Below are 25,932 nucleotides of genomic sequence, written 5' to 3'. Positions count from 1 at the left end.
TGCATGAGGCATCCGTAACACGCATGATTTATTCGCGATGCTTTCGGTGCCGCTGGTGTGTAAGCTTGCGCGCCATGCTACCACAGGATACGGATGGTTGATTTCTGGATCTTAATGAAGTTCGCAGCTCAGTTTAGTCATTTTATATTAATGGATGCGCAGCACTATCACTTGGTTCGGTTATATAGGTTGTGTGGTGTGCTGCGTGTTGCTGCCGTGCTTGTATTTCTGAGCAATAGTGTGCAAGCCTTTGAGGGCTATTCTGATCCCTTGCAGCCTGCTGACATAGATGTGGTTCCAGTGCTTCCGGATGTTTCGATCTTTCAAATTGCGTCACGCTTGCAACAGGTTGAAGCGTTGATCGATCAGGAAACTCAGACACTGAAGGCGTTGGCACCGCATGAACCTGCCAAGCAGTTTAATGCCTTCGGCTACCACAGCGATTACATCCCAACGGTGACTGGTGTGCCGGAGGAGCCATTATGGACACTGGATTTTGATCGCAACATGCACAATCGTAGGATTCTCGGAGTGGTGATGGTGCCTGCAATCGATCAGCGCTCATCTAAATTAGAGGGCTATGCCTTTCCAAAGCGTTTTCGTATTACTTCGGTGAATCCAGGCGGAAAGTCTGGCGAGGTCTATGTGGATTGGACGACGCAGGATTTCCCTAACCCCGGCATGCGTCCAGTTGTGTTCAAGTTTCCCTCCCAATACGCTCAAGGTGTCTCACAGGTTTCAAAGAAAGGCCTGCGCTTAGAAGTGTTTGCTGGGAACGAGGAGGAAGGGTTGGAGTTTTTTTCCTTAGCTCGGGTGCATTTAATTCGAACTTATGAGTTGCATTGGCCGAGGCTTGTCTCGGTTTCCTCCAGTTTTGAGTCTGCGCCCTATTGGGGGGCAGCGTATTTAGCCACGTCGCAACATACATTGGGCATGCCGCTTTCTGCCAAGAACGGGAGTTGGGGGGATTTGGTCATGGAGGTGCCTGCTTCGAAGCTAGAGAAGCCTTTGGTGATACGGATTGATTTGGAGGAGGCGGATCAGTTGGGTAAGTTGAACCTTTTTCCTGGGCATAATCCTGATGGAATTGATGTCCCTGGATATGGGTTTCCAAGGACGATCCGCATGTATCGAATCGCGATGGATGCTAAGTCCGGAAAGCTTCAGCGTTATCCCCTCGAGACAGAAGGGATACTCCAGAACCCTGGCAATAACATGCTACGTATCAATGGCCTAGGGCTCGACCTGTCTGCTCTGGAGATCGAGTGTAATGATTTTCCAGTGTATCAAGGCCAGGCGATATTTGCCCTTGGAGAAATTGAATTATTCATGCGTGGCCGGAACTTTTCGTTGGGTCAATCCGTGGAGATACGCGGCGTCGATTTTGAGACACCGCCTGATTTAAGTCTGCTAGTCGATGGGCGAGTGGACGGACGCACAATTTTGCCGCTATTTCAATGGGTGGAGCAGATGGCAGCGGGCAAGCCGTATGAGGCACGACTTCAGCAGCTTGAAGCCGAGCATGCGCACTTGGCCAAACGTTGGCAGCTCATCCGCCAGTGGGGTTTGATCATCTTGGGAGTTGTGGTGACGCTAGGCATGTTGGCCTTCGTCATATTTATGCTACGCAGCCGAAAGCACGCGCAGGCTCGATTGCGGCGGCAGATCAATTCCGATTTACACGACGATGTCGGCAGTAGTCTTGGTAGTATTTCGCTGATCGCCGAACAGTTACAGCACGCTGATGTGGATGAGACGGTCCGGGAAGATCTGTGCGATCTCACCCTGATTGCTCGCGAGGCCTGGGCATCCCTACGCGAAGTGGTATGGGTGATCGATGAGGACTCGATTCGCCTGCCACTGCTGATTCAAAAACTGACGGATCGCGCGAACCGCGTGTTGGCGGGTGTGGAAATATCAGTCGAAGTGCCGGAGAATTGCCCGGATCAAGTGGTGTCGCTGCCCTTTAAGCGGCACATGATCATGTATTTTAAGGAAGTGGTGCATAACTGCGCGCGCCATGCACACGCCACGAAGGTCTGTTTGGAATTCCGAGTTGCTGAGCAAGGCCTTGAGGTGTCCGTTCGCGATAATGGCTGCGGTTTTGATGTGACTCAGGCTTCGACGGGCTTAGGCTTGGAGAGCCTGCAGAATCGTGCCCATGAGATGGGGGGCGAACTGGAGCTTGGGTCGCGGATCGGGGAGGGCACTTGGGTGATTCTTCGTGTTCCACTAAAAGCATTGTTGAATAAATCCGATCACGCCTACAAAACATCGAACTGATATGATGACAATCAATGTATGGGTAGTCGAAGACGACGCAGGCTATCGCCGCACGTTGCAGCGTTTATTAAATCGCGATGAGGGCATTACCTGTGCTCAGGTCTTTGCATCCTGTGACAAGCTCTTTGAGGCACTTGGCTCAGAACCACACCCCGACTTGATCCTAATGGATCTCGGACTGCCAGGGATGGGCGGGGTCGAAGGCATTCAAAAACTGGCCGAATATGCGCCGGATGTCGCCGTCGTGGTGTTGACTGTTTTTTCTGGCAAGGAAAAGGTGCTCGAAGCACTGGATGCCGGCGCGGCGGGTTATCTATTGAAGTCGGCCACGCCAGAACAAATCATCCGCGGCTTGAAACAGGTCTTTGACGGAGGCGCAGTCCTCAGTCCCGCGGTTGCCAAGACGGTGCTCGGTGAGTTGCAGAAATCCAAGCCGACGGAGCGCTTTGGCTTGTCGGATCGAGAGATGGATGTGCTAAAGCTTTTGGCCGACGGACTGGCAACCAAACAAATCGCAGATGAGCTAGGTGTGAGTTATTTTACCGTCAATTTCCACGTAAAGAATCTGTATAAAAAATTAGAAGTGCAGTCCCAGTCAGGCGCGGTGGCAAAGGCCTTCCGTTCGGGCTTGCTGGAGTGAGGTTTTATTTAACTGGGATGGGCTGCTTTAGCTGCCCGCAGGTTAGGTCTTAATATATCTGTGTGACTCCGCGTGCATCTGCGGTTAATGTTTTACTAGGTTTAGTCGCGGGATGGTATGATACTGACATGCATCATGATTATTGATTCTGAATACAGCACAATTAGAACCACCCGCTTTGCTAGAGAACACGAAGACACGGAGCTAGCACGCTGTATTTGAGCGAATGTCCTGCTCTGATTCACACGATTCTAAGGCTCCGTGTCTCTGTGACCTCCGTGGTGAAAATACTAGTCTAATAGTAAATATTCATTCTGCCAAAAATAGTTAAAGAATGATGCTGACTCGGGGCGCAGACCAAATGCCGCAAGTTCGCTTCGCCGGATGGCATCCTACGCGAACCTACTAGATTTAGTAGGTAGACGAAAATGCGAGTTCGTTATATGATGCAAACGATTCCCAGCAGTTCCATTGCTGGAGTTGGCTCTATTCGAATCGAACACCCTAACGGAAAATATGAAAAAAATCATCTCTACATTATTTATCAGCTCGCTGGTCGCTGGGTCGGCTTCGGCCAGCGTGATTTTGAACAACAGCTTTGAGTCCAGCTTTGATGACTGGACAGTTGTTGATACTTCCGCGAATTTGAGCAGAAACGCGACTGACCTTGGTGGCGCGACTTACCATGGAGACGCGACTGCGGGTGGTGGTAGCGCTTTGGGAGCCAACCGTGCGTTTGCCAATTTGAATGGGGCTGGTCAATCTTCCTCTCTAACGGCATTTGTTTATGTTGATGGCACTCTCGATAACACGGGAACCAAGGAGACAATTGCTGCGGGGCAGTATGCGTTTACAATGGCGATCGGCAACAAGGATGGGGGCAATTCTTATGACGACAATGGCGACATCGAGTTGACACTTGGCTATCTTACGACTGCGGATGACATCTCTAGTTTCACAAGCTTTGAGTCTCTGAGTATGACAGCTGTCGCAGTCAAGACGGCGATTACTGAAAATACATGGGCGGATATCACTGTGATTGGAACGGTCCTAGACACGGATGTTGCCATTATTGGGAGTCAACTGGCTGTTCAGTTTACTACGACTCGCACAACTGTTGGTGTGAATAACAACAACCAGACCAGCTTCGACTACGCACGCGTAGCATCCGTTCCTGAGCCATCCACCTACGCACTGCTTGCAGGCTTGTTTGGGCTTGGTCACGTGATGGTTCGTCGCCGTCGTAGCTAGTTGCATAAATTTTCATAATAAGTGACCACTTCTGGCTCACTTTTTATAGGTTAAATAGGGGGAGGGGCGCATTCTTAGGAGTGCGCCTCTTTTCCTACAGCCGCATAGTGGGCTCGCATGACATGCTGACCTACTAGTTTTAGCAGGTAGACGATACCGCTGCTCAATGCTATTTTACATGCCATGTCCCTTAACTCAAAATCCCTCATCGGAGGCTCGTGCCTTCTCGTATCGTTCTTAGCAACCCTCGGCAGTGCCCATGCCAATGTAATTGAGTGGGGCTTTGAAGGGCCTGATGTTTTGACAAACCAAAATACGCTGGCTACTGGGCAAGCTGTCTCAGGTTTAGGAGCAACGTCTGTGGACTTTGCTACATATGGTGGTAGCAATACATTTAGCGGTGTCACGGTTGGTGATTTTATATTAAGCGCGACACCACGCGGCACTGATATTTCCGGAGGTTCCCACTCAAATGCGGTTTCTCCGAATGTTGTCGATTATGGCAGTCAAATGGCAACGATCGGACAGGACAATTCGGCGGTCACCTCTGCATCTTTTACTGTAACGATTGATGATACCGTGTTGGTCGACTTCACCTCTCTCGAATTTGATTACGGCTTCGCTGATTTCTCAGGTTCCGCCAATGCCCTGACACCTGACTATACCCTTACTGTTACTGGCGGAGGTAGTTTCACCAGCAACGGAAGTAACTCGCTTCCTACAGTCGCTGCAGCTGATAACGATGATTATTTGGATATAGATCCATTTGTTGCATTGATGGCTGATTTGATCGGCGTGACCGATACCACGCTGACCTTTACGTGGACATTTTCGGACGCAGACGGACGAAGCCACGGCGAGCGCCGCCACCTACTGGACAATATTGCATTGAATGGCACATTTACAGCGGTCCCCGAGCCAGGGAGCTATGCATTGCTCGCCGGCCTGACTGGGATTGCTTTCGTCGCACTACGCCGCCGTATGTAGTTGATGTTTCTTTAGGTCGTCAGATCAATTCAATCACCTTCTTTAGAGTCCGGCGTTTGTTATGAACGTCGGACTTTTGTCCTTAATCATATGAAGACATTATTACATTCTGGCTTAGTCGCTACAGCCTGCTTGCTTAGCGCCTTAGGAGGGCTCTCTGCCGCACCACTGAGTGTTATCGTGGGGAGCGAGGACTTAGTAACCGATACCACGGGAACCAGCACTGCGAACATCACAGCAGCCAATGCTGGAAGTCTAAGCGCACTGATTCTGGCTGCAGGTTCTGCGGGTGGCACAGACCCGTATGCGGCGGTTCGCTATAATCCGCAATATAAGGGTCAAGGGGACGGGGGCAGCTTCACTAGCAATGGAGTCACTGTAGAGTTTGCCTCGTCAGGCACCTCAGACAGTGCGTCCACCTTGGATTTTACTTTCACCTACCCGGCTTTTACGCAGGACATTTACTCGGCGACTTTTTATATCGACCTGTCGGATGATGATGGCAACACGCTGTCTTTTGTTACAGATAGTGGGCAAAGTCTCGGGCCGACTGCGACACTGAATGATTCCGGAAATCCATCCACTTTCTGGGCCGCAATCGACGCTCAAGCCAATGGCAATGTCGATAGTGCGCTGGCGATTGTGCTGGATGCAGCCGAAATCGCGGATTTGCAGGACGGGAGTTACACACTGTCCGGCACATGGGATGCCTCTGCCTCACCCAATGGTCTATTTGCCAGTAACCGTGCAAAGCTGGTCATTGAGTTCGATCCTCCTGCGTCGGTCGATGCGTTTACAATCGATGATTTTTACGCGCAGCCGGGACAGAGTGTGACTTTGAGTTGGACGACTTCGGCGGCCGACTCCGTGCAGATCGAGCCTGGGATTGGCGATGTGACAGGTCTGACGCTCGATGGCGCTGGTTCGACGAGCGTCATCGTTTCTACGGACACGACCTTTACTTTGACGGCGTCCAATGCCGAGAGCGAAGCGAGTGCCGAAGTGACGATTCAAGTCGGGGCAGATCGTCCCAATGTGGTTCTCTTTCTTGTCGATGATATGGGGCCGATGGACACTTCGGTGCCTTTCGTCTTCGACGGCAATGGTGATCCGGTGACGTATCAGTTTAACCAGCTGTATGTGACTCCCAATATGGAAAGTCTGGCTGCCAATGGGATGCGCTTTACCGATTTTTATGCGCAGCCGACTTGTAGCCCGACTCGCTCCAGCCTGATGACTGGCCTCAATACGACTGGGCATGCGGTAACCTCATGGATCAAATCGACTGGTGCTCGCCAAGGACAGTATGCTCCATTGAACTATCGAAACCGTGGGTTCGAAGACGAAGACGAGCCCACGCTGCCGAAATGGTTGGGCGCCGCAGGGTATCGCACCATCCATTGCGGTAAGGGACACTTTACCGATCAGCATGATTCAAGCGAATATGAGTGGGTCGAAGATCCACGTTTTATCGGTTTTGACATCAACATCGGAGGCAGTTGGATGGGGCAGCCCGGCAGTTATTTTGGCGCCGCAGATTACGCCAGCGGAGGACGACCCTCTTGGCTCATCCCAGGGTTGGAAGATTTTCACGGCACGGATGTTTTCCTGACGGATGCTTTAACCCGTAAAGCGAGCGAGGCGATCACGGAGTCAATCGACCGTGGGCAACCGTTCTTTCTCTATATGTCACACTACGCGGTGCATGCGCCGTTTCAGCCAGACCCGAGAGCAACGGGTAACTATGACGCCTTGAGTGGAGATAACCAAGACTTTGCCACGATGATTGAAGGCATGGATCTATCGCTAGGAGATTTGATTAATTATTTAAAGGACCCCAATGGTGACGAGGATCAGTCGGATTCGATTGCCGAGAATACATTGATTTTGTTCATGGGAGACAACGGATCGGATAACCGATTACTCAATGATAATGCGCTTCCCGATTCACCCTATCATGATTATCCGCTTCGTGGTATGAAGGGGAACCGGTCCGAAGGCGGCATTCGCACACCCTTTATCGCCGCTTGGGCACAGCCAGATGCGTCGAATGCCTTTCAGCAGCAACTCTCAATTCCTGCGAATACAGTCGAACATACGATTGCTGCTTGCTGGGATATTCCAATGACCATCATGAGTGTGGCTGGTGTGAATGTGCCGGAGGGCGTCCATACGCACGGCACTGACTTAAGCCCCTATTTGAGAGGCGAGCAGGGCGAGCATCGTGCGCAGGAAGTCTTGATTTACTATCCACATGGTCGCGACGGCAACGATCACTTCGCAAATTTCCGTCGAGACAATTGGAAGTTGATTTATCTGTGGGAAGAAGACCGCTTTGCGCTCTATGACCTTGCAACTGATCCGACGGAGAGCACGGACCTGTCATCCACCAATCCCGACAAGCTTCTGGAGCTGGCACGCGGCATGGCTCAACAGTTTGATGAGGAGTGGGGCGGCCGCTTCGGCACGATCTGGCCACAGGATACTACGAATGCTGCCGGAGTGCTTTCGATCATTGATACTATGGAAGCCAGCCTCGATCTAGACAATGATGGGCTACCTGATCTAAATGAGGATCTCGACGGCAATGGCCTAGTGGGCGATGGCGAGACTGATCCCGATTCTTCGGATACGGACAATGATCGCACAGACGACTACACGGAAATACGCTTGGGACTGGATCCTTTAGATGCAAATTCGAGCTTTGTATTGCAGGCATCTGCTGCGAACGCAAACAGTCTGAACCTAACGTGGCCATCGGCTCCTGGCTTATCGTTTAACATTTTGTCGAGTGATGATCTCTCTACTCCAACCGAAAACTGGGACGTGCTATTTCCTGGGGTAAGTGCCGACGACACGTTGCCTGAAACCGTTCAAACGGTTCCGGTGGACACAGGCACGCAGTTCTTCTCAGTGGAACTACTGCCAGAGTGATTTACTGATTGAATCGACCAGCAATAGAAATTTTCGATATATTTTTATGAAACAGATAACCTTGATCTTGATTACCAGTTTGTTAGCCAGTGCAAATGCTTTCGGAGCACTTGTTTTGAACCCTGGATTTGAACGCAGTGCGACTGCTGACTGGGATGTCGTGACGAGTGGCGCTGGCGCTCCGAATAAAACGGGGGTGCATCGAGTTGCAGGCCTTAACAACTATTTAAGCGGTGATTATTCTGAGCTTGGTAAAAAGCGTTTGTTACTAAATACAACACCTGGCCGTAGTCATATTTATACTGCACAAGTTTACGAGGACAATAAGGTAACCCCTCAGCGTGCGACCGCAGCAACCTGGACCTTTATTGCTGCCTTAGGGCAACGCATCGATGAAGGGAACCCCAGTTTTGATGATACTAGTAGCGTGGATCTACGGATTGGTTATCTTGCAGTCGATGGCGACATCAGCTCGTTTGTCCTGATCGAAGAAGGAAAATTTCCGGTAACAGAAATCGCCAAGATCGGAAAGGGAAACTATCAAGACTTCTTCGTCAGCACGACGCTGACGAAGTCTGCTCCTGCCTATGGTAAACAACTAGCGATCCAATTGGTCGCGTATTCGCCTGAGGAGGGCTTCGATGGCCAGAATGAGCTACAAGCCAGTGTGGATCATATCCGAATTGAATCGGGGGCCAAGTATGTCTCGATCCCTGAGCCGTCCAGTATGCCTGAACTACTGGGATTGGTGGCACTGGGATATGTGCTACAACGTCGTCAGCGTTTATGAGAATTAAACCGCATCCTCTTGCAGTCGTCACTTCCCGAACAATCAACTGCCCGCCAAACCCTGTCTATACCTGATTCCAGCGATAGACGATGCATCGTATTTAAGGTAAAATCAGAACGATTAGTCTACCATCAACCCCTAAATTCTAATGCCTCAGCCCTATCGGCTTCACCCTAAAGTTGGAACCCTATCCGCTTATTCTAGATCAAATGGCTTTGCGCTCGCCATCGCGTTAAGCTTGATGGCCTTTGTGTTGCTGTTGCTTCTGTCGATTACGACGCTGGTTCACGTCGAACAACAGAGCGCAGAAACTAGTAAACACAAATTAGAATCCAAACAAGCAGCACTGCTCTCACTTAATCTGGCGATCGGCAGTTTGCAGGAGACTGCTGGTCTCGATCAGCGGGTGACCGCGCCCGCGCAATCCGTAGCAGGTATACCTGATGCCGAAAGGTCAAAGAAGCTTACTGGTGTATGGAGGGCATGGGAAGGGCTGGATCATGACAAAACGACGGGGTTACCGGAAGCGCCAGTTTATGACCTAAAGTTGGATAACGGTAAATTGGACATCGGCAGTGCAGATCAAGGCCGCTTTTTGTCTTGGTTGACGTCCTCTTTTCAAGAATCGAAAAACTCTGGCACTGCGCTTACAGTCACAGATGTGCCACCGGTTGCTGAGAGCGCAGGCACCGTTCAACTCTTGGCCAAAGGGACTCTAGGGAGCACTGCGGTGGCGAATGACGAGGTGCATATTCGGCCAACTGAGATGCCCGATGGTAGCGGAGCCTATGCGTGGTGGGTGCAGGGGGAGAATATCAAAGTGCGGCTTAAAGTCGCCGAGGATCCTGGCTCCAGTAAACTTTCGGTTTCCGAGCAAATGTTGGTTTCTCCAGCGCCAAGCGGAATCGATTTCAATATTGATGATACCACCGGCGTTGACCGTGCGGGATCTTTGGAATCTTTAGATCTCCTCGTTAGCTCCGCTCCTTTAAGTAGTGATTTACCTTCAGAATTTTTTCATGATTTGACAATCTATTCTAAGGGCTTGTTGACCAATACTTCTAATGGTGGTTGGCGAAGAGATCTGTCTCTATTATCCGAGAGTTGGGCTAGTATCGATGAGGGATTCTCTTCTTTTACGCTAAGTCCTGGAAAGGTAGTTTTGTCGGGTAAGTCTAGTAGTTCCGCATCATCTTCAGCGCACCCGGTTATCTATCCTTGGACGAATTGGGATGAGACTATAACTGCGAATCAGAATTCTTCGAATTGGGCGGCACTCGCTGATTTTGCAACGCAATATAAGCAGCTCACAAGCTCAGGCAATGAGATTGCTGAAATCTTTGAGGCGACGAATCGTCAACATGCGACATGGTCCGATACCGTGCAGCGTATGCCGGTCATCGCGCGAGTGCATTATGTCTTTTCACTTAGTTCGAGATTGGATGGCACAGATTACCTTCCCTGCATCGTGGTGAATCCAGTGTTTACTCTATGGAATCCATATAATGTCGCTTTGGATATGGGCTCAGGCAATTACACCGTGGAGCTGCGGCAGATTAGTCCGTTTAATTTCACCTTTGAGGCTGGCACCGACACACGAACAACGAACCTAGGCACGATTGTCGCTAGTCGCTCTACAAGTTCTTTCAAAGCGACTATCCCCGTCGCCTCTCCATCGCTTTGGCTGCCCGGTGAAGTGCGGGTATACTCGGCAAGTGGTGAAGCTGTTGTCGACCGAAATAGAAGCTCGGCATCTTCCAACATTCCGACTTCAGCAGGTTATCGACCTGGCAGTGGGCTTCGCTATCCAGTGCATGGAATGACTGCACAAGCTGGAGACACTCCTTTTTCTGTGACGGCCGCAACGGTTACGGATGGGTTTAAAGGGGGAAGTGCTGGTGTTCAAGGACTAGGGCTCTACTTTACAGTCGTTCGAAATGGAGCGCCTGGTAGTAATGCCACGAATAATATTCAGTCTCTTTTGACAGATCCCATTGCGGTAGACAGTAGTTTAGGAACCGAATTAGTTCTACCGGTATCCGCGACACTCAGCACTCTTTCCGCTCTAGAAGGCTCTCCTCTGCCGTTTTCAACAGTTGTCATGGGCTTACGCTATGGTCGCGATATCAATCCAGATGATCCAGCTCAACCCGCTTCTCAAAACATATTAGTGAACGGTATTCACCATGCAAATCCGGTGGTTGGGTATATGTCTGAAGCGACAGGTTCAGTATTAGGAGGTCGGCTGGATTCATTTACTTATGACCTTCAATATTTTGCAGTGAATTCTACTGCCGACCCTGGTATGCCCAGTGGCCTTGAGGATGAAATGGAAGGCTACATTGGCAGTGGCTTGGGCTCTGGAGATGGCCTCTCCAACATGATCGCACTGGAGATCCCTACAAGGCCTTTGCGTTCGATCGGTGATCTGCAGCACTTTAATGTGAACGCGCCCAATCGTTTTGGTCCATATACACTGAATGCCTTGGGTAATAGCCGTGCGAGCCCATTCATTAAAAGTGATAAGGTTCAAGTGGATTGGCTAGATGGGACAACTTCTGACACCGTTGGACATGACCACAGTTACGCGATGAATCATCTGTTTTTTGATGATTGGTTTGTTTCCACGATTTCGAATCAACCGGATGATTGGTCGGCTTCAGGGGGAAGCTCATTTGACGACGTTTATCTGAAGCATCTGAGTGGGGATGAGCTGTTGTCGAATCACTATTATAAGCCTTCTGCGGCCGCAACAGATGGAACCAGCGCATTCGATGTCAATGACGACGATGCTTGGCAAAAGGTCGCGGCCGAGCTTGAGGTAGAGGGAATGTTCAATATTAACTCAAGCTCTGAGCGTGCTTGGGCGATGCTGTTAAAGCGCCACTTTAATTCGGGGGATGGAGCTGTGCTAGCGTTAGAAGATACGGCGCGTGCTCCTATCTCCGGAGACGTGTCTCCATCCGTGGTATTAGAGGACGATACCGGCAGCCCATTTTCGAGAAGTATTCTGGTTTCAGACCAAAATGCGGCAGGTCTCGGAGGAGGGGATTTGCTCTCCAGGTATACGCGCTTTTCCGAGTCGCAGATTAATGCCCTAGCACGTGAAATCGTTGCTGAGATTGAGAAGCGTGGCCCCTTTCTTTCGTTGTCAGAGTTTTTTAATCGGCAACTCTTAGAGAATGCGGATGCAACTGCGGCTGATTCCGAACTCGCGCGAGCGGGGGCAGTGGAAACGGCACTTCTGCGTCTAGCGACACTAGCTGACGAAGAGAATCCATACGCGGATCTTCAGGATGATTTCTCTGACACAGCTTCGACTTATGACATGGTAGATGACCCACTAACATGGCCATTCGAAGCGGCCGCTGAAGGGAACCCCGCCTATGGCTTTCCAGGTTGGACGCGCCAAGCAGATGTGCTTCGTTCTGTGAGCGGCATTCTCTCGGCACGCGATGATACTTTTACGATCCGCGCTTACGGCGATGTTCGTAATCCGGCCACGAACGAGGTCGTGAGTCAATCCTGGTGTGAAGCTGTCGTTCAGCGAAAGGCAGAATACATCGATAACTCGATTGCTACTGGCGATAAAAAATACACACTTCCTTCGGAGAGCACTCTGAACTCGGAAGTTAATAAACGCTTTGGCCGTCGCTTTGAAATCATTCATTTTCGTTGGCTGGATGCTGATGAGGTTTAACTCAGCACTTTATATCACTCGGGTAGTTCAAAAAAATATGTCTATTTACCACACTGTAAAAAATGGGCTGATTTTCAGCATGTTCAGCCTGCTCTCGATGCTTTGTTATGGGCAGCGTCCGGTTCAAGTGCTCTACTTTCAATCGGATGCTGATGCACCGACTGAGGCTTATGTTTACGACAATGAACGTATGGTTGCCAAAACCGATCTGCCGCGCTCAAACTTCTCCAAGACTTTTAAAATCCCTAGGGGCAAACGACGATTGCATTTCCTCGACAAGCAATTGGCCGAAGGGGAGCAGGCCCCCGAGGAAATGCCTTTTGTAGATATACCCAAAAAATGGAAAAGAGTGCTCCTTATGGTCTTTGAAGATGAGACGAATTCCGTGATGCCGATTCAGGTGAAAGCTATCGACGCGAGTGATAATGTTTTTGGTCCTGGTAGTATTTGCGCAATTAATTTTTCAGAAATAGGCGTCATTGGAACGATAGGTGACAAGGAACTAAAATTGAAACCAAAGTCGTTTAAAATCATAGAAGATCCGATTGCTGAAAACGGCTATTATCCAGCGAAGCTTTACGGTGTAATTAAGGAAGGTGCAAAACCACGACGTTTTATCAAGCAGATGTGGCAACATGACAAGGATACCAGGGAAGTTCTATTTATTCTTCCGAAGCCAGCGCCACGCTACGCGACGTATTACTGCGCACCGATACGAGACTTTTAGTCGTTAAGAGAGTGCTTGTTTGTAAACCACGGATGGACGAGCTGCATAGATCAAAGATACTCGCCATGCTGACAATCACTAACCATTCTTTCGATGATATACAAAACTACTAATATTGGTAGGTAGACAATAGCGCGAGGAAGGTGTATGATTGTTGTTTTCTATTGTTAGATCTTATGTATCGACCTCTTAAAAACCTACTCACGCTCAGCGCCTTCGTGTTGTCCACTATTGTATCTGCGCAAACGACGCGCCCAAACGTGCTCATCTTCTTCATTGATGACCTTGGTTGGACGGATCTTGGAGTCAACGGTTCTACCTTTCATGAAACGCCACATATCGACGCGCTCGCAGCGAGTGGTGTAAATTTCAAGCGTTCCTATTCGGCCAATCCAGTGTGTTCGCCGACGCGCGCAGCGTTGATGACGGGCAAAGCTCCACAACGCGTGGGCATCACTCAGTGGATTCCAACAAGAAGCAAGATCGCGCTACCGCTATCTGAAGTGACGATTGGCGAAGCCTTCCAGGAAGCAGGCTACCGCACTGGCTATATCGGCAAGTGGCACTTGGGCAAAGAAGACTCGAAGCAACCGCAGTATCAGGGCTTCGAATACACCAAAGCGGTGAATCGAGCGGGGCAACCCGCTTCGTTCTTTTACCCTTTCGGGAAGCGCAAGGGCGGCAGCAGTGTGCCGGATTTACAGAACTACAAGCCTGGGGACTATTTGACGGATGCGCTCACAGATTTAGCGATCGAGTTTATCGATCAAGGCAGCCCTGCGACAGACTCAGGGCAGGCGAACGAACCTTTCTTTCTTTGCCTCGCTCACTACGCGGTGCACACGCCGATCCAGGCACCGAAGCCTTTGATTCAGAAATATGAAGCCAAGAAGCGCGAGCTTCTGGGTGAGGGGAAGCTCAAGTTGACCGAGGAGAAATACAATACGCGCTCCACCGCAGTGCAGGGCGATCCAGCCTATGCTGCCATGATGGAGAATTTGGACAACAACATCGGCCGCGTGATGGATCACTTGAAGGCAAAGGGACTGTTGGAAGATACGATTATCGTCTTTAGCTCTGACAACGGAGGCCTCGCGCACCGCAAGCAAACAGGCGGCCCGACCAGTAATGCACCGCTACGTTCAGGCAAGGCCTTTACCTATGAAGGCGGTGTTCGTATTCCGACCATGATCAGCTGGGTCGGCAACATTCAGCCAGCAACCACGGAGGCTCCGATCATTACTATGGATCTGTATCCGACGCTACTGGACTTGGCGGGTTTGCCGCTCAAGCCAGAGCAGCACCTAGATGGGCAATCTTTGAAGCCGATACTCGGTGGCACTGACAGCAACACCAGCCGTGTGCTCGCCTGGACTTATCCGCACGAGCATGGCAACGGCCATAAACCATCGGATTCGATTCTAAACAAGGACTGGAAGCTGATCCGCTTTGAGGGTAATGAGCCATCGGAACTCTACAATCTCTCCACCGATATCGGTGAGCAGACAAACTTAGCCAAGCAGAACCCTGAAAAAGTTAAAGATCTAGAGAAACAGCTAGATGCTTGGTTAGAGACTACGAAGTAACTTAAATAAGGTATCCACTCGCGCATGGATGCTTAAAATATACACAAATATGCTTAGATTTTGCAAGCGCGATAGGCATATAATGTAGTATATTATTGGCCCTTAATGGAGAGGTCTCGCAGTCGAAGATGCGAAAGATCCATACACAGATACAATTTAACGGAAATAGAATCATTATGAAGTATATCCCAATCGCATTAATGCTCTCGATTGCATGTCTGAGTTCGACTCTGACAGCAGAACCGATTGTCGTCTCAGGCAACCCGACTGGCTTGATCGTCGAAAATCTAAACGCGGCCAAGTCGGATAACGCGGGCATCGTGCTCAGCCGTGAGGTGACGTTGCCAGCGTTTAAGCATGGAGTGTATTACCGTCCATATTCGGGTGGTGTTGCGCGTGGTAATCGTGTGGAAGGTGTCGCCTTTGACTCCATTGCCGACCTCCAAGCGTATAAGCCTTCTAAGACCCGCAAGGGACACAACAGCGTGCAGCAGGGGCAGTATGTGTTACTGGAATTAACAGATGGGCGCTACTTAGGTCTGTTGCCAATGACTTCGCCAAAAGTGTATGGTCAGTTCTATGTCGAGGGCGGAAAGCTCTTACTAAAAACTGGAAATTACGGAACCGATACGATCGACGGAGAGATTCCGCTCGTGATTTGGGCTTACGGCAACTCGCCTTATGAAGCGACTGATAAGGTCTGGGATCAAGTGTTTGAATCTGGTTATGTTTCTGCCCATCCACGTGCCGATAAGACCTTCCCAGAAGAACCTTACGGTTATCTGGGATGGTGCTCTTGGGAGCACTATAAGCGGAATATTTCCGAGAAAATCATAAAGGATGCCATTGGAATTTTGGAGGATTCAGAAGCACCTTTCCGCTGGGCGATGGTGGACGATGGATATTTCACAGAGTCAGGTCGTAAACTCGTCAGCATGGAGCCTAATGCTAAGAAATTTCCGAATGGTTGGGGGCCAGTGACCTCTTTGAAGAATGAGGACGGCATCAAGTGGATTGGCATCTGGCGTAACATGCTAGGCTATATGGAAGGCATCCATCCCGATAATACGCTGCCGGAAATGAAGGGGCAGTTGGTAAAGGGCAAAGTGACCAAGCCGAGAAGTCTGGTTAAGGGCGCTTACATGGTGCCAGCGGAAACACCGGAAGGTGCCAAGGCGCTGCATGATATGATGGCGCGCGATGCCGTCGAGAGTGGTTTTGATTTTACCAAGGTTGATTTCCAGACCAAGTGCTTCGACCTGTATGGTGGTTTGGGTAATGCCGTTCGTTCTTCGCAATATAACAATGCGGCTCTGGAAGCTGCCTGCCATGAGAATGGCCTGCCACTGCTGAATTGTATTTCGCAACCGAATATCAATTCGCTGCAATTCAGCTATAGTGCAGTATCCCGCTCCAGCCCGGACTACAATCAGAAGGATAAGGACAAGAACAAGTGCAACACCTACCAGAGCTTCGCCAATCACCTCTGGATGGGGCAGGCCGTCTGGGGCGACCTCGACATGTTCCACTCACATGATGAGCGTGATGTGAAGCCAATGATCATTGCCCGCGCGATTTCTGGTGGACCCGTCTACATCTCTGATGAGCCCTCGAAGATTAATCCAGACGTGTTGATTCCTTTTGCTTACGAAGATGGTAAGCTCCTGCGCACGTCGGCACCAGCAACACTGCTACCTGAGAGTTTCTTCATCCATCCTTTCCGTGATGATCACGTTTTCCGTGTCGTTGCACCGATGGAAGAGGGCGTCGCAGCAATCGCGCTGTTCAATTTCACCGAAAGTGGTAAAACGCTGAAGAGTGGATTCACCGCAGCGGACTACGGTTATGCTGGCGAATTACTACCGGACGGCTCTAATTGGACGGCTCCAGCTGAAGGGCTTGTTGTGTATGATCGTGAGACAAAGAGTGCGGTTGAGCTTGGTAATGGTTTCTCGACTGAAGTTTCGAAGTTCGACGCGAAATTGTTCCTGATCTATCCGAAAACGAAGGGTTGGGTAGTGATCGGACGTGCGGATAAATATCTGCCTGCAGCTGCCGTGGATGTGAAGTCTGCTTCTCAGAGTCAGATCAGCTTTACACTTGAAGAATCTGGCCCGCTGCTCATCTGGAGCGAACAGGGCACACCGAAAATGAACGGTGCTTCCTTCAAGTCTGTCGGTGACAATCTGTATCTTGCGGACCTGCCGATCGAAGCAGGTGCCCGCGACATAACCGTGACTCGATAGTGTTCATTTTTCTGACCCAGCGGCTCCACTAGCCGTTGGGTCTTTTTTTAGGTATGCGGGAAAATTTACCCCTCAAAAAAACAGGAAGTGATTGTAATGAAAAAACACTTATTATTAGGAGTTTGGACCTTGGGTTTAGCAGTGGCATCCGCATGGGGTGCGGGTGAGTCAATTAAATTGGAGACTGCGAATCTGCAGGTTGAATATGCAGTGGCGAAGGGGGATGTCCTAGAGCTGAAAAAACTCGCTTCGCGCGATGGTTCGTGGAGTGCTCCGCTCGGCGGACGACTGTTTCCTTTTGAGCCACCAGCTGAGCCAGCAGGTAATAATAATGGACCGCGCTATGCGGGGCCGATTGAATGGCTGCTTCCAAACGGCGACCGCGCGATCGAGCTGCGCTATCAGTCCCACGAGATCAAAGAGGAGGAGCCTGGTGTTCAGCATCTAGTGATCCGTTTGAAGGAGCGTGTGTATCCTCTGGGCGTTGAGCTGCACCTGCGAGCCTACGCTGATGTGGATGTGTTTGAGCAGTGGCTAGTAGTTGAGAATGGTATGGAAACACCCATCTATTTGCCGCGCCTTGATTCCATGTATTGGCACGCCAATGCGAAGCAGCCGATTTTTCTGGAGTGGTATGCGAGCGAACAATGGAACACGGCAGGAATTCCTTTTCGAGAGCAACTGAGCCGAGGCACACGCCTCCTTGAAAGTCGTGATGGCAATCGACACAAGCATGGGCCAGTGCCCGCGTTTATTTTGGGCTTTGGTGAACAGCCGAGCGAAAGCGAGGGGGTTTGCATGATTGCCTCGTTGGATTGGACAGGTAGCAGTCGCCTCAGTTTTGAAATCAACTCGGATCAGGTGCTAGAAACCAGTGTCGGGGTCAACCAACCAGGATTACCAGTAGTCGAAGCCGGAGACACTGCAACGTCGCCCATGTGTGTGTTTACGTTGAGCGGTGAGGGCAAAGGCCCTGCCAGTCGTCAATTACATGACTGGGCGCGCAATCACTTTCTTCAGAATGGCACACGACTTCGCCTCGTAGATAATAATTCCTGGGAAGGGTGTAAGTTAAAAGTGTCTGAGAAGGCCATTATCGAGATGATGGAAGACAGCGCAGAACTTGGCATCGAGCTCTATGTGCTGGACGACGGCTGGTTTGGAAATGGCAAAGAAGCCCGTGTGAATACCCGTGCTGGATTGGGTGATTGGCAGTTTAATACCAAGCGCTTTCCCAATGAGCTGGATAAGGTGATGCAGGCGGCCGATGAATTGGATATCGAATTCGGCATTTGGTTCGAGCCGGAGATGATCAACGAAAACAGCAAGCTGTTTCAACAGCACCCAGAGTGGGTGATGCGCTATCCTGACCGTTCATTCTCAAAGCAACGCACGCAGATGGCACTCGATGTCGCCAACCCTGATGTGCAACGCCACATGTTCGAATCAGTCAATCGCGTGTTGACCAAATATCCGCGCATCCGATTTGTGAAATGGGACGCTAACTCGAATATCAATAATGGCTATTCGCCATATTTAGGTGAGGGCCGTCAGGGTGACCTTCTGAATGCGTATATGGATGGCTACTTGAAGGTGATGAAGGAGCTGACAAAGCGTCATCCCAATGTCGACTTCCAAGCCTGTGCGGCGGGAGGCGGTCGCGCTGATCTCGGTGCGATGCGTTACAGCCACACCTTTTGGCCGAGTGACGACACCGATCCACTCTATCGGCTTGGCGCACAGTGGAACTTCTCTGGATTTATGCCAGTGAACACGATTACGTCGCACGTGACGCACAAAGGAAAGGGCTTCAGCCCCAAGTTTCGCGTGGATGTATCCATGATGACGCAATTCGGCATGGAGGTGGATACGCGCAAATGCACGCCAGACTATTTGACCGCGTGCCGAGTCGGCATTGCTGCCTACAAGCAGGTGCGCGAGATCGTGCAACTCGGCGATCAATACCGCCATGCACATCCTTACGATTCGCCGACACCGTCGATGAACTATGTGTCGAAAGACCAACAGCGCTCGTTGGTATTGGCTTATCAAACAGGGGAAGCGCAGCAGCCTGTCGCGTTTTCCGCGCCAGTTTCTGGGTTGGATCCGGCACGCACCTACCAGTTGACAGAAATGAACCTGCCAGACGGTGATGAACAGCCACGTTTAGATGCGAGTGTTCAAAGCAGTCAAAGTGGGCAAGCATGGATGGAGCGCGGTATTCCCTTACAGTTTACCCACCAATATGATAGTGCTGCGTTGCTCCTAGAGGTAATTGATTAACCAACACATCCACCGGCTGATGGTGCAGCCATATGAAATTTTAAATAGGAATATATCGAATGAAAATACAAAGCGTAGTGTGCCTGTGTCTCGCAGGTGTTTTATCTGCAGGAAGTTTGCTTGCAGAAGAAATCGTAGTGACTGCTGAAACGCAGAAGTTGATTGTTGCCGAAGGGGTGAATGTCACACCCGGCAAGTCGGGCGTCGTCCTCACGCGCGAGGTGCAGTTGCCCGAATTCAGGCAAGGTGCCTATTATCGCCCTTGGGGAGGTGGCCCAGCAGTGGGTAACCGAGTCGAAGCAGTCGCGTTTACATCTTTGGCTGACTTAGAGGCCTACAAGCCTTCCAAAACTCGAAACGAACATAGCTATCTCGCAGAAGGTCAGTTCATACTTCTGGAACTCGTGGATGGCCGCTACCTGTCGTTGTTGCCAATGACCTCAGATCTCGTAAACGGTCAATTCTTCCTCGAAAACGGTAAGTTACTCATTAAGAGCCGTAGCCTAGGAACTGAAGCGATTGTCGGCGATATACCACTCTTGATCTGGGCGTATGGTAGTTCTCCTTACGCAGCGACTGAAGCGGTGTGGGCGCAGGTCTTCGAGTCCGGTTATGTCGCCGCTAGGCCACGCGCAGAAAAAGCATTTCCCGAAGAGCCATACGGCTATCTCGGTTGGTGCTCATGGGAGTTTTATAAGACGAAGATCTCGGAAAAAATCCTGACCGATGCGGTCCATACCATCGAAAACTGTGGTGCACCGATCCGCTGGTTCATGGTGGACAATGGCTATTTGAATCAAAAGAAGAGTATGCTCATCGACTTTACCCCAGACGTGAAAAAATTCCCCAACGGTTGGGAGGCGATCACATCGTTAAAGCGTCCCGATAAGATCAAGTGGATGGGTGTATGGCGTAACATGGCGGGCTTTATGCAAGGCATCTCACCGCAGCACCAGATGACAGACATCAAAGATCAGTTGATGGTGCGTGGTCGACGAGCGCTACCGAAAGACACCCCTGAAGGGGCGCAGGCGTTTTACGAAAAGATGGTGCTCGATTCCAAGGATGCCGGTTTTGATTTTACCAAGGTCGATTTTCAGTCGCGCTTGCCTGATTTCTATAAAGGAACAGCCAATGCCGTGCGAGCCACACGCAACAATAATGAAGCGCTGGAAGCTGCCACGAAGAAATATGACATTCCACTGCTCAACTGCATTGCACAGCCCAACATCAATTCGCTGCAGACCAAATACAGTGCATTGACCCGTTCCAGTCCGGATTACAATCAAGCCGATAAAGACAAGAATAAGTGCAATACCTACCAGAGCTTTGCGAACCACCTGTGGATGACACAAACCGTCTGGGGCGACCTCGATATGTTCCATTCGCATGACGAGCGTGATGTCCACCCGATGGCGATCGCCCGTGCGATTTCTGGAGGCCCTGTCTATATCTCTGACGAGCCCTCCAAAATCGTGGCAGAGGTGCTCATTCCGTTCGCATACGAAGATGGCAAGCTGCTGCGCACAGCAGCGCCTGCGACATTGCTGCCAGAGAGTTTCTTCATCCATCCGTTCCGTGATGACAACGTCTTCCGCGTGCTATCACCAATGGAGGATGGCGTCGCCGCGATCGCACTATTCAATTTCACCGAGAGCGGTAAGACACTGAAGAGTGGGTTCACTGCGAAGGATTACAGCTATGCAGGTGAACTGCTGTCGAACGGCGCTGCATGGACGACACCAACTGAAGGTCTGCTGGTGTATGATCGCGAGGCAAAGTCGGTCGTCGAACTCGGGCAGGGCTTCTCCACGGAAGTGTCCAACTTCGACGCAAAACTATTCTTACTCTATCCGAAGACTAAAGGTTGGGTCGTCATCGGTCGCAGCGACAAATATTTACCAGCCGCTGCGGTAGAGGTGACATCCGTTTCGGACAGTCAGATTACTTTCACTCTGCAAGAATCCGGCCCGCTATTGATCTGGAGTGAACAAGGTGCGCCGAAAATGAAGGGCGCTTCGTTTCAATCAGTTGGTGCGAATCTCTACCTCGCTGATTTGCCAGTGAAGTCCGGCGCTCTGGATATCACTGCAAGTCGCTAATATAATTTTTTTTTAAGGATACGATATGAAATCACTATTTAAGTGCCTGTTGATTCTGGGGCTAGCTTCGCCGTTTTTTGCAACGGCCAAGCAGCCGAATGTTGTCTTTTTTCTAGTGGATGACCTCGGTTGGAAGGACCTCGGTTGCTTCGGTGCCGAGCTGTATGAAACGCCGAATATCGACAAACTATGCGCGCAGGGCATGCGTTTTCCGCAGGCCTATAGCTCCGCTGCCATCTGCTCGCCTGCGCGTGCCACGGCGTTGACTGGGCGTCATTGCCTGAATCTAAAAATGTGGAGTCACCTGCACTATCTTCCCAAAGGTCAGAAGATTTTGCCAAGCTATTTGAAAGACGCAGGCTATCAGACCTGGCACATCGGCAAATGGCATATTGGGAATAAGCAGAAGAAGACTCTCCCCGAAAATCTTGGCTTCGATGTGAATGTTGGCGGCTGGACGGCATGGGGACCTGGTTCCTATTTTTGGCCCTACAATTGGAAGCCCAATGGTAAAAGCGATAAGCGCACCAGTGTGCCAATGTTGAAAGAAGGCGGCGAAGCAGGGGAGCAACTAACCGATCGTTTGACAGATGAGGCCTTGAAGCTCATCGACCAACGCGATCCAGACAGCCCGTTTTATTTGAACTTTTGGTATTATTCCGTGCACAACAAAAAGGAAGCTAAGCCGGAGTTGATCAAGAAATACGAGCAGAAGATCGCAGCGCTAGGGCTGGAGCGCACGGTGCGCCACGACCCGAAAACGGGTTCGGATTTATTGACGAGCGAAACCAACGCGACCTATGCCGCGATGTTGGAGACACTCGATGATTCTGTAGGCCGTGTCGTTGAAAAGCTCAAAGCCATCGGCGAATACGATAACACGCTCATCGTATTCTTTTCCGACAACGGATCGACGACCGATGATGTGCCTTGTGCGCCACTCAATGGCGGCAAGAATTCCACCTACGAAGCAGGAGTGCGCGTGCCAGCCTTCATGGTTTGGAATGGGGAAATTCAACCAGGTTCTGAATACGATCATGCGATCTTTATCGGTGATGTGTTCAACACCATCATGGCAGCCACAGGGCAGCCAATTCCGAGCGATCACCCGACCGATAGCGAATCGCTGCTCCCTGTCTTTGCAGGCGAAACACTCGCACCACGACGCTTCCACTGGTATTTCCCAGAAAGTCGACCGCACTGGGGACAACGCTCCAATGCTGCCGTGTTCGACGAAACGAGTGGCATGAAATATATCATGTTTTTCAATGGTGATGAGGATGAACTCTACAACATTGATACGGATATTGGCGAAACGACGAATTTGCTAGACCAACAACCCGAAGTTGCGCAACGCCTGCAAAAGGAGCTCTCAAGCTTTATGCGAGAGGTGTATCCTACCTTGCCGCCTCCCAAAAAGAATATGCGCTCGGTCGTCACGAACCGGATACAGCTTTCCAATTAATCCGTAAAAAAGTCACTTAGATATGAATCAAAAAAGAATAGTCGCGTGCCTTGCGGGCTTGCTGACTGTGATGGTCACAGTCTCGGCTAGCGTTTCGTCACGACCGAACATTCTTTGGATTTATGCCGAAGACCAAAGCCCGTTGATGAGTTGTTATGGGGTTCAAAATAATCCGACGCCTGTGATCGATCAATTGGCCACAGATGGAGTCATGTTCTCTCAGGCATTCATGCCTGCACCGGTTTGCTCCGCGACACGTTCGGCACTCATCACTGGTGCGATGCCGACCACGTTTGGCTTGCACAACCACCGCAGCTCGCGCACCCCAGACTCCATGATCGCCTTGCCTGTGGGCGTGAAGACCGTTCCGGAGATTTTTAAAGAGGCTGGTTACTTCACCTTCAACGTCGGTAAAGATGACTATAATTTTCAATACGACCGGAAGAATCTATATGACGGAGGTTCTTCTGGTGGATTTGCCAATGGACTAAAGGGTCAGAAGGTCGACTGGAAAGCTCGCAAGGGAGATCAACCTTTTTTCGGTCAAATTCAGATACAGGGCGGGAAGAGTAAGGCGAAGATCGCCCCGATCAATCGTGCTCTGGTTACAATCCCACCGTATTATCCTGACCACCCAGAGATCCGAAAAATTTGGGCACGGCACCACGATACCGCACGCATCATGGATCGCGAGACCGGCTCAATTATTAAACGCCTGAAGGCGGATGGCTTATTGGAAAATACCATCGTCTTTGTCTTTTCTGATCATGGATGGAACAACGGCCTCAGAGATAAGCAGTTTTGCTATGACGGTGGCTTGCATGTGCCCTTAGTCATTACTTGGTATGGGAATCCTGATGCGATTCAGGCAGGCAAGCCACGCACGGATATGGTGAACGGGATAGATATCCCAGTCACTTCGTTGGCGTTGGCAGGTCTGCCAATTCCAGATTATATGGAAGGGCTGAACCTATTCGCGCCGGAATACAAACGTGACTATATTATTGGTGTGCGTGACCGTTGTGATTTCACGATCGACCGTATTCGCACGGTGCGGACAGAGGACTTTCGCTATGTCCGTAACTTCATGACGGATCGTCCCTACATGCAGTCGCAATACCGCGATGGTAGACCTTATACCAAATTGCTGAAGCAATTGTATGCCGATGGAGCCATGAACGAGCAACAGGCATGGTTCTTTGCAGATACGCGTCCTGCTGAAGAGTTATACGATCTGCAGACTGATCCACATCAAACGATCAATGTCGCAGCACGCCCGGAATATGCAGACGCGTTGAAAGCACATCGCACGATTCTGAAGGATTGGATTGAAGCCACGGACGATCAAGGGCAATACCCCGAAAGTATTGCAGGACTTACGGCGACGAAAGCGCGCTGGAAAGACAAATGTGTAAACCCCGAGTATCGCGCGATTCCTTAGCCTGTTCACTCTAAGCAGAAATAATACCTCTATGAACTTTATCTTTCAAAAAATAATAATTGCTAGTGCCGTATGCTTGAGCGCGGTTTCGTATGCTGCCGCCCCCCATCAGCCGAACATCATCTTCGTCATTTCAGATGATCTCGGCTATGGTGACATCTCCTGCTACGGGCAGGAGAACTTTACGACACCACATATCGACAAGCTCGCCGAGACGGGCCTGCGGTTTACGCGTCACTATTCGGGTGCGACAGTATGTTCGCCTTCGCGTTGCTCGTTGATGACCGGCCGTGATGGTGGGCATGCCACGGTGCGTGGCAATGGCGCCCATACGATTGGCGACGACGAAACGACTGTGGCTGAAGTTGCGAAAGCCGCGGGCTACAACACTGCGATGATCGGAAAGTCCTGTGTGACGGGTAATACGCAGACGCCAGAAACGGTGCTCAGTAGTGGCTTTGATTATTTCTATGGCACGACCGACCACCGCGATGGTCATTATCGTTATCCTAAGTTTGTTTACAGAAATACCGAGCGTATCGAATTTCCTGACAACGACCTGCACTCCGGCACACACTATGATGGGAATCTTTATACAGAGGAAGCACTCGGCTATATCGCTCAGCAAACCGAAGACACACCGTTCTTCATGATTCTGTCCTATCCGATACCACATGCCTCAGTGATTGCCCCAGAAGCAGATCGAGCCGCCGCTCGCCAGTTTGTGAAGCAGGAAGTGGCTTACACCAGAAAGGGGCACTACAGTTCGACACCCGAGGTGCTCGCTAACTACATTGCGATGATCACAATTATGGATAATGCCGTCGGTTCGATCGTGAGCCAGTTGGAAGCACAGAATTTACTCGAAGATACGTTGATCATTTTCACCAGTGATAACGGCGCTGCATTCGAAGGCGGTAAGAAGCCTGAGATGTTAAACTCGTGCGGGCCATTGCGCGGCGGGAAACGCGATCTCTATGAAGGTGGCATTCGTATTCCGTTTGTTGCTTCGTGGCCGGCAGTCATGACGCCGGGTCAAGTCACTGATCATGCGTCGGCCTTCTGGGATTTCTTGCCGACTGTGTGCGAGCTCACGGGGCAACCCGTGCCAACGGATATTCAAGGCGTCTCCTATGCCGCAACGCTCACTGGGCAAGGGGAGCAAGTGAAACATAATACGCTTTACTGGGAATTTCATGGAAATGGCGGTCGTCGAGCGCTGCAGCAGGGCGATTGGAAACTCGTGCAATACAATATTAAAACGCCCAAGAAACTTCAGACGCAGCTTTTCAATCTCGCGGATGACATCGGAGAAACCAACGATCTTTCAAAGTCACACCCCGAGAAGCTTTCTGAGCTTCTCAAGCTGATCGATGAGGCTCGCGTTCCGAGTCAGAAGTTCCCGATGCCTGCACTCGACTGATGGTCGCTTTCTAAATCCAGTCCTTACGTAGATACGTGATTTCCAAAGGTGTATTGATCGCTTATACTCATCTC

At 50.6% G+C, this 25,932-nt stretch carries 15 protein-coding genes; all 15 read left to right on the top strand.

The window, feature by feature from the left end; genetic code table 11:
- Nucleotides 1-93: 93 nt before the first annotated feature.
- The 15 genes from GZZ87_RS19575 to GZZ87_RS19505 all read left to right on the top strand — a co-directional run bounded on the left by GZZ87_RS19575 (nucleotide 94) and on the right by GZZ87_RS19505 (nucleotide 25,858).
- Nucleotides 94-2,283: an ATP-binding protein gene (locus GZZ87_RS19575; protein ID WP_162051272.1), complete on the top strand. Its 2,190-nt coding sequence runs from the start codon at nucleotides 94-96 to the stop codon at nucleotides 2,281-2,283.
- A gap of 1 nt (nucleotide 2,284) precedes the next feature.
- Nucleotides 2,285-2,923, top strand: a complete 639-nt coding sequence (locus GZZ87_RS19570) for a response regulator transcription factor (protein ID WP_162025278.1) — start codon at nucleotides 2,285-2,287, stop codon at nucleotides 2,921-2,923.
- A 516-nt stretch (nucleotides 2,924-3,439) separates the two neighbouring features.
- On the top strand, nucleotides 3,440-4,174 hold the full coding sequence (locus GZZ87_RS19565; protein ID WP_162025279.1) for a PEP-CTERM sorting domain-containing protein: 735 nt from the start codon (nucleotides 3,440-3,442) through the stop codon (nucleotides 4,172-4,174).
- A gap of 183 nt (nucleotides 4,175-4,357) precedes the next feature.
- Nucleotides 4,358-5,161 carry a PEP-CTERM sorting domain-containing protein gene (locus GZZ87_RS19560; protein ID WP_162025280.1) on the top strand — a complete coding sequence of 268 codons (804 nt, stop codon included), beginning with the start codon at nucleotides 4,358-4,360 and terminating at the stop codon, nucleotides 5,159-5,161.
- Between the two features lie 90 nt (nucleotides 5,162-5,251).
- On the top strand, nucleotides 5,252-8,095 hold the full coding sequence (locus tag GZZ87_RS19555; protein WP_162025281.1) for a sulfatase-like hydrolase/transferase: 2,844 nt from the start codon (nucleotides 5,252-5,254) through the stop codon (nucleotides 8,093-8,095).
- A gap of 46 nt (nucleotides 8,096-8,141) precedes the next feature.
- The gene (locus GZZ87_RS19550) at nucleotides 8,142-8,885 is read left to right on the top strand and encodes a PEP-CTERM sorting domain-containing protein (protein ID WP_162025282.1); all 744 of its coding nucleotides are present in this window, start codon (nucleotides 8,142-8,144) and stop codon (nucleotides 8,883-8,885) included.
- Nucleotides 8,886-9,033: 148 nt separating this feature from the next.
- On the top strand, nucleotides 9,034-12,585 hold the full coding sequence (locus tag GZZ87_RS19545) for a hypothetical protein (RefSeq protein ID WP_162025283.1): 3,552 nt from the start codon (nucleotides 9,034-9,036) through the stop codon (nucleotides 12,583-12,585).
- Nucleotides 12,542-13,312, top strand: a complete 771-nt coding sequence (locus GZZ87_RS19540; RefSeq protein ID WP_162071490.1) for a hypothetical protein — start codon at nucleotides 12,542-12,544, stop codon at nucleotides 13,310-13,312. The genes GZZ87_RS19545 and GZZ87_RS19540 overlap by 44 nt, the downstream gene beginning before the upstream one ends.
- A 176-nt stretch (nucleotides 13,313-13,488) precedes the next feature.
- The gene (locus GZZ87_RS19535; protein ID WP_162025285.1) at nucleotides 13,489-14,898 is read left to right on the top strand and encodes a sulfatase; all 1,410 of its coding nucleotides are present in this window, start codon (nucleotides 13,489-13,491) and stop codon (nucleotides 14,896-14,898) included.
- Between the two features lie 176 nt (nucleotides 14,899-15,074).
- The gene (locus GZZ87_RS19530; RefSeq protein ID WP_162025286.1) at nucleotides 15,075-17,144 is read left to right on the top strand and encodes a Sip1-related alpha-galactosidase; all 2,070 of its coding nucleotides are present in this window, start codon (nucleotides 15,075-15,077) and stop codon (nucleotides 17,142-17,144) included.
- A 96-nt stretch (nucleotides 17,145-17,240) separates the two neighbouring features.
- A complete protein-coding gene (locus tag GZZ87_RS19525; protein ID WP_162025287.1) occupies nucleotides 17,241-19,427 on the top strand; it encodes an alpha-galactosidase in 2,187 nt (728 codons plus the stop codon).
- A 59-nt stretch (nucleotides 19,428-19,486) separates the two neighbouring features.
- On the top strand, nucleotides 19,487-21,529 hold the full coding sequence (locus tag GZZ87_RS19520; RefSeq protein ID WP_162025288.1) for a Sip1-related alpha-galactosidase: 2,043 nt from the start codon (nucleotides 19,487-19,489) through the stop codon (nucleotides 21,527-21,529).
- 25 nt (nucleotides 21,530-21,554) lie between these two features.
- Nucleotides 21,555-22,994, top strand: coding sequence for a sulfatase (locus GZZ87_RS19515; protein WP_162025289.1), 1,440 nt, complete (start codon nucleotides 21,555-21,557; stop codon nucleotides 22,992-22,994).
- A 22-nt stretch (nucleotides 22,995-23,016) separates the two neighbouring features.
- Entirely contained in the window at nucleotides 23,017-24,435 is a 1,419-nt protein-coding gene (locus tag GZZ87_RS19510) for a sulfatase (RefSeq protein ID WP_162025290.1), read from the top strand.
- 31 nt (nucleotides 24,436-24,466) lie between these two features.
- Nucleotides 24,467-25,858, top strand: a complete 1,392-nt coding sequence (locus GZZ87_RS19505; RefSeq protein WP_162025291.1) for an arylsulfatase — start codon at nucleotides 24,467-24,469, stop codon at nucleotides 25,856-25,858.
- Nucleotides 25,859-25,932: the final 74 nt, after the last annotated feature.

The sequence above is a fragment of the Lentimonas sp. CC4 genome, assembly GCF_902728235.1.
Lineage (GTDB): Bacteria > Verrucomicrobiota > Verrucomicrobiia > Opitutales > Coraliomargaritaceae > Lentimonas.
This window is presented reverse-complemented; position numbering and strand designations above follow the sequence as displayed.

Excerpts from the sequence above, each read along its gene's own strand:
- GZZ87_RS19575 (WP_162051272.1), top strand. The coding sequence starts at position 94 with ATGGTTGATTTCTGGATCTTAATGAAGTTCGCAGCTCAGTTTAGTCAT.
- GZZ87_RS19570 (WP_162025278.1), top strand. The coding sequence starts at position 2,285 with ATGATGACAATCAATGTATGGGTAGTCGAAGACGACGCAGGCTATCGC.
- GZZ87_RS19565 (WP_162025279.1), top strand. The coding sequence starts at position 3,440 with ATGAAAAAAATCATCTCTACATTATTTATCAGCTCGCTGGTCGCTGGG.
- GZZ87_RS19560 (WP_162025280.1), top strand. The coding sequence starts at position 4,358 with ATGTCCCTTAACTCAAAATCCCTCATCGGAGGCTCGTGCCTTCTCGTA.
- GZZ87_RS19555 (WP_162025281.1), top strand. The coding sequence starts at position 5,252 with ATGAAGACATTATTACATTCTGGCTTAGTCGCTACAGCCTGCTTGCTT.
- GZZ87_RS19550 (WP_162025282.1), top strand. The coding sequence starts at position 8,142 with ATGAAACAGATAACCTTGATCTTGATTACCAGTTTGTTAGCCAGTGCA.
- GZZ87_RS19545 (WP_162025283.1), top strand. The coding sequence starts at position 9,034 with ATGCCTCAGCCCTATCGGCTTCACCCTAAAGTTGGAACCCTATCCGCT.
- GZZ87_RS19535 (WP_162025285.1), top strand. The coding sequence starts at position 13,489 with ATGTATCGACCTCTTAAAAACCTACTCACGCTCAGCGCCTTCGTGTTG.
- GZZ87_RS19530 (WP_162025286.1), top strand. The coding sequence starts at position 15,075 with ATGAAGTATATCCCAATCGCATTAATGCTCTCGATTGCATGTCTGAGT.
- GZZ87_RS19525 (WP_162025287.1), top strand. The coding sequence starts at position 17,241 with ATGAAAAAACACTTATTATTAGGAGTTTGGACCTTGGGTTTAGCAGTG.
- GZZ87_RS19520 (WP_162025288.1), top strand. The coding sequence starts at position 19,487 with ATGAAAATACAAAGCGTAGTGTGCCTGTGTCTCGCAGGTGTTTTATCT.
- GZZ87_RS19515 (WP_162025289.1), top strand. The coding sequence starts at position 21,555 with ATGAAATCACTATTTAAGTGCCTGTTGATTCTGGGGCTAGCTTCGCCG.
- GZZ87_RS19510 (WP_162025290.1), top strand. The coding sequence starts at position 23,017 with ATGAATCAAAAAAGAATAGTCGCGTGCCTTGCGGGCTTGCTGACTGTG.
- GZZ87_RS19505 (WP_162025291.1), top strand. The coding sequence starts at position 24,467 with ATGAACTTTATCTTTCAAAAAATAATAATTGCTAGTGCCGTATGCTTG.